Raw genomic sequence first — 10023 nt, 5'->3', positions numbered from 1 at the left:
GCCGCCGCGTGCTGGCCTTCGCCGGCATCGGCCGTCCCGAGAAGGTCTTCGCGTCGCTGCGCGAGGCCGGCGCCGAGATCGCCGCGACCCGCAGCTTCCCCGACCACCATCCCTACCGCGACGCCGACCTCGCGCGGCTCGCAGCGGAGGCCGGCCGCCTCGGCGCGGAATTGGCCACCACCGAGAAGGACCACGTCCGCCTGCCCGAAGCCTTCGCCGCGCGGGTGCGGGTGCTGCCGGTGCGCCTGGCCTTCGCCGATCCGGACGGCGTGCGGGCGCGGGTGCTGGCCGGGCTCCGGATCGGGCCGTGAGCCGCCGGACGATCCGCCCTCCGCGTTGCCATCGGGGCCCAACCCCGCTATAGGCGCTCCACGCCCGCCAGACACCCTTGGAGGCACGGGCGCGTGGGGTTTCGGTTCGGCCGTCCGTCTCGGGCGGCCTTCGTCGTTTCCCCGACCATTCATCAATCGAAGGATCACGCCATGAGCGCAGTCAAGACGCTTGAGGCCGTGGCACGCGACCGGGTCGGCAAGGGGGCCGCCCGGGCCGTTCGTCGCCAGGGCCAGGTTCCCGCCGTCGTGTACGGTGGCGGCCAGCCGCCGCAGTCGATCGCCATCGACCTCATCCGCACCCGCACCCTGATCTACGCCGGCGGCTTCAAGACCACGCTGTTCGAGATCAACGCCGGCGGCAAGAAGACCCGCGCGATCCCGCGCGACTTCCAGCTCGACCCGGTCAGCGGCGTGCCGATGCACGTCGACTTCCTGCGCGTCGTCGCCGGCCAGACCGTCACCGTCGAGGTGCCGGTGCACTTCCACAACGAGGACGCGGCCCCCGGCATCAAGCAGCAGGGCGGCACGCTCAACATCTCGCTGCACACCCTGGCCGTCGAGGTCGCCCCCGACCAGATCCCCGACGGGATCGAGATCGACCTCACCGGCCGCCAGATCGGCGACGTGATCCACGTCTCCGACGTCACCCTGCCGGCCGGCGTCACCTACACCGGCGAGGCCGCCGACCCGATCGCCAACGTCGTGCCGCCGACCGTGCTCGGCGCCGAGGTCGAGGCCGAGGAGGCCGCGATCGCCGAGGCGCAGTCGGCGGAAGCCGAGGCCGAGAAGGTCGAAGCCGAGGCCGAAGAGGCCGAGGCCACCGAGGAGAAGAAGGAGGACTGAGCCCTTCGCGGGCGCGATCCTCCCGCGCCGCCGCCCCGCGGCGGCGCGGCTTCGAGACGATGCCCCGGCCGCGAGGCCGGGGCATCGTCGTTTCGGGAAGGTCGGAGACAGTCGTCATGCGGCTCATCGTGGGCCTGGGCAATCCGGGCAAAGCCTACGCCCGCAACCGTCACAACATCGGGTTCCTCGCGGTGGACGAGATCGCCCGGGTCCACCGGGCGAGCCCGTTCCGGCGCCGCTTCCAGGGGGAGGCGGCCGAGGTGTCGTTCGGGGTCGAGCGCGCGATCCTGCTGAAGCCGCAGACCTTCATGAACGAGTCCGGCCGCTCGGTCTCGGAGGCGCAGCGCTTCTACAAGATCGCGCTGTCGGACGTGATCGTCCTGCACGACGAGCTCGATCTGGCCGCGGCCAAGATCCGGGTGAAGCTCGGCGGCGGGAATGCCGGGCACAACGGCCTGCGCTCGATCACCGCCCAGTGCGGCAACGACTATCGCCGGGTGCGCCTCGGCATCGGCCATCCCGGCGACAAGGCCCTGGTGCACGCCTACGTGCTCAACGACTTCGCGAAGTCCGAGGAGCCGTGGGTCGAGGACCTGTGCCGGGCGATCGCCGACGAGGTGGCCCTGCTGGCGGCCAACGAGAACGAGAGCTTCCAGAATAAGGTCCACCTCGCCATGGTCGGCCGCGGCTGGGCCGACGTGAAGCGGCCCGGCGAGAAGGCCGCCAAGAATTGACACGAAAACACGAGGACACGATATCGAAGGCCGTTGGAGGCCGTCCGATGAAGAACGTGACCGTGACGATGGACGAGGCGGTGCTCCGTCGCGCGCGGATCGCCGCCGCGACGGAGGGCAAGAGCCTGTCGAAGTTCATCAGCGAGACCGTCGAACGTCGGATCGGGCATCCGACGACCCAGACGGAGGCTTTGGAGCGGTTCCTCGCCGGGCCGCCGCTCCACGTTCTGGACGAGAACGGGAAGGCGCCGCCGAGGAACGAGCGCTATCGTGACGAGTGATCCGGCCTTCTCTGCCGGATCCGCGATCGTCGACCCGCGCGTGTTCGTCGACACGAACGTGTTCCTGTATGCCCGGGACGACCGATTTCCGGAGAAGCAGGCCGAAGCCTTGCGCTGGCTCGCGGCGTTGGCGAAACGAGGTTCGATCGTCGTCGGTCCGCAGGTTCTCGGTGAGATTCACGCCGTCCTCCTGCGGGGAAAGCTTCGAATCGCGCCGGAGGAGGCGCGCCGTACGATGCTCGCGCTGGAAGGCTGGTCCTCCGGTGCGACGGATCTCGATCTGATCGCCGATGCATGGTCGTTGCGCGAGCGGACCGGTTTTCAATGGTGGGACTGCGTGATCCTCGGGGCGGCGATCCGATCGGGTTGCCGGTTCCTGCTCTCCGAGGATTATCAACACGGCCGCGAGGTCGAGGGAACGACAATCATCAATCCGTTCCGGGTTTCACCCGAGACGATCCTGATGGACTCTTGAGGAATATCATGGGCTTCAAATGCGGCATCGTCGGCCTGCCGAACGTCGGCAAGTCGACCCTCTTCAACGCGCTGACGCAGACGGCGGCGGCGCAGGCCGCCAACTATCCGTTCTGCACCATCGAGCCCAACGTCGGCGACGTGGCGGTGCCCGACCCGCGGCTCGACGACCTGGCGAAGATCGCCGCCTCGAAGGAGATCATCCCGACGCGGCTGACCTTCGTCGACATCGCCGGCCTCGTGCGCGGCGCCTCGAAGGGCGAAGGGCTCGGCAACCAGTTCCTCGCCAACATCCGCGAATGCGACGCGATCGCCCACGTGGTGCGCTGCTTCGACGACGGCGACGTCACCCATGTCGAGGGCAAGGTCGACCCGGGCGCCGACATCGAGACGATCGAGACCGAGCTGATGCTGGCCGACCTCGACAGCCTGGAGAAGCGCGTCTTCGCCCTGGAGAAGCGGGCCCGCGGCGCCGACAAGGAGGCCAAGGAATTCCTGGACCTCGTCAACCGCGCCCTGCCGTACCTGCGCGAGGGCAAGCCCGCCCGCATGGTCGCGCGCAAGCCCGAGGAGGAGCGCCTGTTCCAGCAGCTCGGCCTGATGACGGCCAAGCCCGTGCTCTACGTCTGCAACGTCGACGAGGGCGACGCCGACAAGGGCAACGCCTATTCGAAGGCGGTGCAGGAGCGCGCGGCGGCGGAGGGCGCCCAGGCGGTGGTGGTCTCGGCCAAGATCGAGAGCGAGATCGCGGTGATGCCGGCCGCCGACCAGGGCGACTACCTCGAGGCGGTGGGGCTGGCCGAGCCCGGCCTGAACCGGGTGATCCGCGCCGGCTACGACCTGCTCGGGCTGATCACCTACTTCACCGTCGGCCCGAAGGAGGCCCGCGCCTGGACGATCACCAAGGGCACCCGCGCGCCCGCGGCGGCCGGCGTGATCCACACCGACTTCGAGAAGGGCTTCATCCGCGCCGAGACCATCGCGTTCTCCGACTACACCGCGCTGAAGGGCGAGTCCGGCGCGCGGGACGCCGGCAAGCTCCGCCTCGAGGGCAAGGAGTACCTCGTGCAGGACGGCGACGTGCTGCATTTCCGCTTCGCCAACTGAGGCGCGCCCATGCCCGGCCCCGACACGTCCGGCCTCCACTTCGAGGATTTCGCCGCCGGCCAGGTCCGCACCGGCGCGCCGCTGACGGTGAGCCGCGACGACATTGTCGCCTTCGCCCGCGCGTTCGATGCGCAGCCGTTCCATCTCGACGAGCGGCTCGCGGAGACGACCTTCGCCGGGCGGCTGATCGCGTCGGGCTGGCACACGGCCTCCCTCGGCATGCGGCTGCTGCAGGCCGGGCCGATGGGCGGGCACTCCTCGCTCGGATCGCCCGGCATCGCCGAGCTGCGCTGGCTGAAGCCGGTGCTGCCGGGCGATACGCTCTCCGCCACCCTGCGCGTCGACGAGACCCGCGCCTCGGCCTCGAAGCCCGACCGGGGCTTCGCCGCCTGCCTGCTCACCCTGGAGAACGGCCGCGGCGAGGCGGTGATGACCCAGGCCTTCACCGTGATGCTCGCCCGGCGCGGGGCCGAGCCGGCGCCGCCGCGGATCGTCGAGACCGGCGTCCCGCCCGCGGTGGTCGAGCCGGACGACGCCGAGATCCTGCCGTTCCTGAAGGACGCGGCGATCGGCGCGACCCGCGATCTCGGCGCCTACGCCTTCCCGGCCGAGGCGATCCTGGCCTTCGGCCGCGCCTACGACCCGCAGGTGTTCCACACCGATCCCGAGGCCGCCAAGGCGACGCATTTCGGCGGGCTGTGCGCCTCGGGCTGGCACACGGCCGCGGCCTACATGAAGCGGCTGCTCGCGACCCGCGCCCGCGACCACGCCCACACCGCCGCCCGCGGGCAGGCGCCGACCACCGGCCCGTCGCCGGGTTTCCGCGACATGCGCTGGCTGAAGCCCGTCTATGCCGGCGACACCGTGCGCTACGCCACGATGCTCACCGACAAGCGCGCCTCCGCCTCCCGCCCCGGCTGGGGCCTCGCCTTCGCCGACAACGTCGGCGTCAACCAGCGCGGCGAGACGGTGTTCTCGTTCAAAAGCTCGGTGTTCTGGCAGTGGGCGCCGTGAGGCGGACGCGGGGTCAGCCCCGCGGGCCGGCATCGCGCCGTGCCTCGGAGGGCGTGCGCCCATAGGCACGCCTGTAGCGTTGCCCGAAGTCGCTCATGTGCACGAAGCCCCACCGCCGGGCGATCTCCGCGATCGTGATCTCGGGATCGAAGGCGGAGGTCAGGTCCTTGTGGGTGCGCGCGAGCCGCCGCTCGGTGATGAACGCGATCGCCGTCTGCCCCATCCGTTGACGGAACTGGCTCTGGAGGGAGCGGACGCTGAGCCCGGCCGCCGTCGCGATGAGCGACAGGGTCATGGGCCGCGAGAGGTTCGCCTCGATGAACTCGAGAGCGATGCCGAAGCGCGACGCGGAGGCGTCCGTCGCCGGGGCCGGTGCCACGCGCGTGCGCTTCGGCCAGACGGACAGCAGCTGATAGCTGAGGATCTCCTGGATCAGCGGAAACGCGATGTCGCCGCCGCGATCCGACGCCTGCCCGCGGCGCTGCACCTGCTGCATCATGTGGAACAGCGCGATCATGCCCGGCGTCGAGACATCGGCGATCGGCTCGAAGGACGGCACGCCGTGCTGTCCGCCCGTCAGCGCGGCGTTGGCGGCCGCGAGCGCTTCGAACGTGATCGTGCCGTTGATCGCGTTGAAGGCCTGCGAGGCCTGGATCTCGCCGACCTCCTCGAAGCCGACGAGGGTCGCATGTTTCGGCGTGCCGCGCGTCCTGCCCGCATGATTGCGGTAGGTGATGTGCCCGTTCGCGATGAACCGGACCGTCATCATGTCGGAATCGACCCTGGGCTTGCTGATGAAGCCGCTGGACGAACGGGTTTCCCACAAGCACAGGGTGCTGCTCTTGCTGCCGATCATCTGGATGTCGGGCTTGACCGAGCGGAGCACGTCGAAGTTGATCGCGAAGCTGCTCAGGTCGTTGAAGCTCTGAAGCTGGCGCGCGGAAGCGATGCGGGCGGCGAATCCGTTCTGCGGAAGCCACGCGGCGCGGTGGTTCGAAGCCTGACCCGTCATCCCGTCAACGTGAAGCCCGTGCCTGCGAACCTGTCCCGATCGCGTCGCCCATGATGACATCCCGCGGCCGCGTCCGCCAATCGCGGGCGTCCACGCAGGGATCCCGGGCGGAGCGCACCGTGCGAAAGCCCCGCCGGGACCCGCCCCGCTGGACGATGCCCTAGGCACCCCCGCGCTGCGCCCGGTGGTGCAGCAGGTTGACGATCAGCGCGGTCCAGCCGGTCTGGTGCGAGGCGCCGAGACCGCGGCCGGTGTCGCCGTCGAAGAACTCGTGAAACAGCAGCGCCTCCTCGGCGCCCTCGGCCGACGGGATCGGCGCGCGCGCACCGTGGACCGGGCGGCGGCCCTCCGCGTCCTTGGCGAACAGGCCGATCAGGCGCTCCTGCAGGGCGTCGGCGATGGCGGCCAGCGTGCACATCGCGCCCGAGCCGGTCGGGAACTCCACCAGGAAGTCGGTGCCGTAATAGGAGTGGAAGCGGCGCAGCGCCTCGATGATCAGGTAGTTCGTCGGCATCCACACCGGCCCGCGCCAGTTCGAGTTGCCGCCGAACATGTTCGAGGTCGAATCGGCCGGGTCGTAGCGCACCGTGAAGGAGGCGCCGAACTCGTTGAGCACGTAGGGCTGGTCGCGGTGCGCCTTGGAGAGCGAGCGTACGCCGAAGGGCGAGAGGAACTCGGCCTCGTCGAGCATGCGCCGCAGCAGCGCCTTCATCCGGTGGCCGCGCAGCAGCGAAAGCAGCTTTCGGTCGCCGACGCCGCCCTCGTCCCAGCGCGAGACCAGGCAGGCGAGGTGCGGGCGGTTCTCCAGGAGCCAGTTGAGGCGCCGGGCGAAGTCCGGCAGGCGCTGGAGCACGAAGGGCTCGATCACCTCCACCGCGAACAGCGGCACGAGCCCGACCATCGAGCGCACGCGCAGCGGCAGCATCCCGCCGCCGGGCATGTCGACCTCGTCGTAGTAGAACGCGTCCTCCTCGTCCCAGAGGCCGAAGCCCTCGCCGCCCATGTCGGTCATCGCCTCGGCGATGAGGAGGAAGTGCTCGAAGAACTTCGAGGCGGTGCTCTCGTAGACGTCGTTGTGGAGCGCGAGCTCGAGGGCGATGCGCATCATGTTGAGCGCGTACATCGCCATCCAGGCGGTGCCGTCGGCCTGGTGCACCATGCCGAAGCCCGGCGGCGGGCGCGAGCGGTCGAACACGCCGACGTTGTCGAGCCCGAGGAAGCCGCCCTGGAAGACGTTGCGGCCGCCGGCATCCTTGCGGTTCACCCACCAGGTGAAGTTGATCAGCAGCTTGTGGAAGACGCCTTCGAGGAAGGCGAGGTCGCCGCGGCCGCCGCGCCGGTCGCGGTCGATCTCGAACACCCGGTAGGTCGCCCAGGCGTGGACCGGCGGGTTGGTGTCGGAGAACTCCCACTCGTAGGCCGGGAGCTGGCCGTTGGGGTGCATGTACCATTCGCGGGTCAGCAGCAGGAGCTGCTTCTTAGCGAAGTCCGGGTCGAGCAGCGCCAGCGGCAGGCAGTGGAAGGCGAGGTCCCAGGCGGCGAACCACGGATATTCCCACTTGTCGGGCATCGAGAGCACGTCGGAGGCGGCGAAGTGGCGCCACTGCGTGTTGCGGCCGCCGTCGCGCTCCCGCGGCGGCACCGGCTGGAGCGGGTCGCCCTGCAGCCAGCGCCGCACGTCGTAGGCGTAGAGCTGCTTCGACCAGATCAACCCGGCGGAGGCCTGCCGGAAGATCGCGCGCGCGTCCGCATCCGCGATCCCGTCCTGCAGGTCGTCGTAGAACGCGTCCGCCTCGGCGATGCGGCGGTCGCGCACGGCGTCGTCGGCGTCGATCGGGCGCGTCCGCGTCCCGGCGGAGAGCCGCAGGCGCACCCGCCGGGTCTCGCCGGGCGCGAGGCGAAGCGCGTAGTGCAGGCCGAGCTTGGTCCCGGCGTCGCGGCGGACCGCCGCGGCGTCGCCCTCGACGATCGCGGCGTGGAGCCCGTCCTTGAACGGGCCCTCGGCCTCCGGCTGGCCGGCGTGCCGGCGTAAGTTGGTGTCGTTCTCGCAGAACAGCACCTCGGGCTCGCCCTCGAAGGCCAGCCGGTAGCGCCCGAGCCGCGGGTGCTCGCAGGCGATGCCGCCCTCCGGATGGCGCGCGATCCGGGGCCGCGGCAACGCACCGTCGTTCCGCCACGACCAGGTGTTGCGGAACCAGAGCTGCGGCACGAGGTGGAGGTCGGCGGCGTCCGCGCCGCGGTTCGTCGCGGTGATCGTGGCGTGGACGTCGTCGACGTCCGACTTGGCGTATTCCACCGTCACGTCGAAGAAGCGCGACCCCTCGAACAGGCCGGTCTCCTCGATCTCGTATTCCGGCACCTCGCGGCTGCGCTGCAGCCCCTCGCGCACGAGGTCCTCGTAGGGGTAGGCCCCTTGCGGATAGCGGTAGAGGAACTTCAGGTAGGCGTGGCTCGGGACCGCGTCGAGGTAGTGGTAGATCTCCTTGACGTCCTCGCCGTGGTTGCCCTCCTCGTTGGTCAGGCCGAACAGGCGTTCCTTCAGGATGCGGTCGCGCCCGTTCCACAGGGCGAGCCCGAGGCAGAGCTGCCCGCGCTCGTCGCAGATCCCCGCGAGCCCGTCCTCGCCCCAGCGGTAGGCGCGCGAGCGGGCCTCCTCGTGGGTGAGCGAGCGCCACGCGTTGCCGTCGCGGCTGTAATCCTCGCGCACGGTGCCCCATTGCCGCTCGCTGAGATACGGCCCCCACAGCGACCACGCCCGCTCGCCGCGCGCCTGCTCGGCGATGCGGCGGCGCTCCGCCCAGGCGATCGCCTCGCTCATGCGCTGGACCCGCAGCCCGGCGCGGGGCGGGCGTCGGCCCCGGCGCCGCGAAGGATCGCCCCGACGGGCCTGGGGGAATGCGGAGGAACGGTCATGACATCCCGAGGGGCCGATGGGTCGATGCCCCGCCCCGGATGCATCATCAGAGCCAGTCGGCGGGCCGGCACGGAAATCGGGCCGACCGCGCGTCCCGGGCGTCCGGAGCTTCGGCGCGTGGGCCGGCCGGATCGGACCCGTGCCGAGGCTCGAGCCCGGGCCGACACCTTCGTCTGCGGATGACGAGGTCTGTCGACCGGCAGCAACGTCGGCGGCTCGAGCGATGAAGACTGCCTTTAATCTGGGCAGAACCTGCGCCGGAAGCACGCCTGATCTGCGGAACCTCGCGTATCGGCTCGGTGTTCAACGGCTACCTGCGACCCTACCTGCGACACCACGCGCGGCTTCCACGGATCTACGATGCTCGTCCAGACCGGTTTCACCATCGCCTTCAACACCTTCGGCCCGACCCCGATGAACCTGCTGCTGAACGTGCGGCCGGAGCGCCGGGCCGACCTCGTCACGCCCGAGGTCATCGCCTTCGATCCGCCGGTGCCGGCGACGCAGCACGTCGACGCCTTCGGCAACGTCTGCACCCGCATCGTCGCGCCGGGCGGCCGGATCACCATGTCGGCCGACTTCACCATCGGCGATTCCGGCGAGCCCGACGCGTTCGCGCCGCAGGCCCGCCAGCACCAGGTGCAGGACCTGCCCGACGACGTGCTGCCGTTCCTCCTCGGCTCGCGCTACTGCGACACCGACAAGCTCTCTGCCACCGCTTGGTCGCTGTTCGGTGCGACGCCGGAGGGCTGGGCCCGCGTGCAGGCGATCGTCGACTTCGTCCACAACCACCTGCGGTTCGACTACCAGCTGGCCGACAACACCCGCACCGCCCATGACGGCTACGTCCAGCGCGTCGGCGTCTGCCGCGACTTCGCCCACCTGGCGATCGCGCTGTGCCGCTGCATGAACATCCCGGCCCGCTACGCCACCGGCTATCTCGGCGACATCGGCGTGCCGAAGGACCCGGCGCCGATGGATTTCTCGGCCTGGTTCGAGATCTATCTCGGCGATCGCTGGTACACGTTCGACGCCCGCCACAACACGCCGCGCATCGCCCGCATCGTCATGGCGCGCGGGCGCGACGCGACGGACTGCGCGCTCACCACCAGCTTCGGCACCGCCTACCTGATGCAGTTCGACGTGCACACCGACGAGGTGTCGCCGGACGCGGGCGCCATGGCCGAGGCGGCCTAAGGCGCGCCGGCACCCGTCTCGACCAGCCGGTCGAGGAAATTGCCGATCTCGCGGCGTCTCTGGTCCGGCTCCAGGACGTCGGCGCCGAGCCCGTGCCGCCAGGCGAGCGGGCCGG

10 protein-coding genes and 1 pseudogene are annotated in these 10023 nt (G+C 70.5%); 8 read left to right on the top strand and 3 right to left on the bottom strand.

Annotated features, from left to right (window positions below; all coding sequences use genetic code 11):
• The 7 genes from FV223_RS11905 to FV223_RS11875 form a co-directional block, all read left to right on the top strand.
• The coding region (locus FV223_RS11905) for a tetraacyldisaccharide 4'-kinase (protein WP_187276127.1) at nt 1-311 on the top strand (311 nt) is incomplete at its 5' end.
• A 171-nt stretch (nt 312-482) separates the two neighbouring features.
• Nucleotides 483-1175 carry a 50S ribosomal protein L25/general stress protein Ctc gene (locus tag FV223_RS11900; RefSeq protein WP_147727247.1) on the top strand — a complete coding sequence of 231 codons (693 nt, stop codon included), beginning with the start codon at nt 483-485 and terminating at the stop codon, nt 1173-1175.
• A 116-nt stretch (nt 1176-1291) separates the two neighbouring features.
• Nucleotides 1292-1909 carry an aminoacyl-tRNA hydrolase gene (gene pth / locus FV223_RS11895; protein ID WP_147727246.1) on the top strand — a complete coding sequence of 206 codons (618 nt, stop codon included), beginning with the start codon at nt 1292-1294 and terminating at the stop codon, nt 1907-1909.
• Between the two features lie 47 nt (nt 1910-1956).
• A complete protein-coding gene (locus FV223_RS11890) occupies nt 1957-2190 on the top strand; it encodes a hypothetical protein (protein WP_147727245.1) in 234 nt (77 codons plus the stop codon).
• Nucleotides 2180-2665 (top strand): PIN domain-containing protein, encoded by a 486-nt coding sequence (locus tag FV223_RS11885; RefSeq protein WP_187274892.1) that lies wholly within the window; start codon nt 2180-2182, stop codon nt 2663-2665. Before FV223_RS11890 ends, FV223_RS11885 begins: the two co-directional genes overlap by 11 nt.
• An 8-nt stretch (nt 2666-2673) precedes the next feature.
• Complete coding sequence (gene ychF, locus FV223_RS11880) at nt 2674-3771, top strand: redox-regulated ATPase YchF (RefSeq protein WP_147727243.1); 1098 nt, start codon at nt 2674-2676, stop codon at nt 3769-3771.
• Between the two features lie 9 nt (nt 3772-3780).
• Nucleotides 3781-4785, top strand: a complete 1005-nt coding sequence (locus FV223_RS11875; RefSeq protein ID WP_147727242.1) for a MaoC family dehydratase — start codon at nt 3781-3783, stop codon at nt 4783-4785.
• Between the two features lie 13 nt (nt 4786-4798).
• Here the strand turns inward: FV223_RS11875 and FV223_RS11870 are convergent, their stop codons facing one another.
• Both FV223_RS11870 and FV223_RS11865 read right to left on the bottom strand, forming a co-directional pair.
• Complete coding sequence (locus FV223_RS11870; protein ID WP_187276126.1) at nt 4799-5797, bottom strand: helix-turn-helix transcriptional regulator; 999 nt, start codon at nt 5795-5797, stop codon at nt 4799-4801.
• A 160-nt stretch (nt 5798-5957) separates the two neighbouring features.
• On the bottom strand, nt 5958-8615 hold the full coding sequence (locus FV223_RS11865) for a glucosidase (RefSeq protein WP_147727240.1): 2658 nt from the start codon (nt 8613-8615) through the stop codon (nt 5958-5960).
• 456 nt (nt 8616-9071) lie between these two features.
• Between FV223_RS11865 and FV223_RS11860 the strand changes: the two genes are divergently transcribed.
• Nucleotides 9072-9908, top strand: coding sequence for a transglutaminase family protein (locus FV223_RS11860; RefSeq protein ID WP_147727239.1), 837 nt, complete (start codon nt 9072-9074; stop codon nt 9906-9908).
• Here FV223_RS11860 and FV223_RS31735 read toward each other — a convergent pair.
• A pseudogene (locus FV223_RS31735) lies at nt 9905-10023 on the bottom strand (type 1 glutamine amidotransferase); the annotation flags it as partial. The gene FV223_RS11860 and the pseudogene FV223_RS31735 sit on opposite strands and share 4 nt — an antisense overlap.

Origin of the sequence: Methylobacterium sp. WL116 (assembly GCF_008039455.1) — a bacterium.
Lineage (GTDB): Bacteria > Pseudomonadota > Alphaproteobacteria > Rhizobiales > Beijerinckiaceae > Methylobacterium.
This window is presented reverse-complemented; position numbering and strand designations above follow the sequence as displayed.

Bases quoted from the DNA above. Each gene is read 5' to 3' on its own strand.
- pth (WP_147727246.1), top strand. From the start codon at position 1,292: ATGCGGCTCATCGTGGGCCTGGGCAATCCGGGCAAAGCCTACGCCCGC.
- FV223_RS11865 (WP_147727240.1), bottom strand. From the start codon at position 8,615: ATGAGCGAGGCGATCGCCTGGGCGGAGCGCCGCCGCATCGCCGAGCAG.
- FV223_RS11900 (WP_147727247.1), top strand. From the start codon at position 483: ATGAGCGCAGTCAAGACGCTTGAGGCCGTGGCACGCGACCGGGTCGGC.
- FV223_RS11870 (WP_187276126.1), bottom strand. From the start codon at position 5,797: ATGACGGGTCAGGCTTCGAACCACCGCGCCGCGTGGCTTCCGCAGAAC.
- FV223_RS11890 (WP_147727245.1), top strand. From the start codon at position 1,957: ATGAAGAACGTGACCGTGACGATGGACGAGGCGGTGCTCCGTCGCGCG.
- ychF (WP_147727243.1), top strand. From the start codon at position 2,674: ATGGGCTTCAAATGCGGCATCGTCGGCCTGCCGAACGTCGGCAAGTCG.
- FV223_RS11875 (WP_147727242.1), top strand. From the start codon at position 3,781: ATGCCCGGCCCCGACACGTCCGGCCTCCACTTCGAGGATTTCGCCGCC.
- FV223_RS11860 (WP_147727239.1), top strand. From the start codon at position 9,072: ATGCTCGTCCAGACCGGTTTCACCATCGCCTTCAACACCTTCGGCCCG.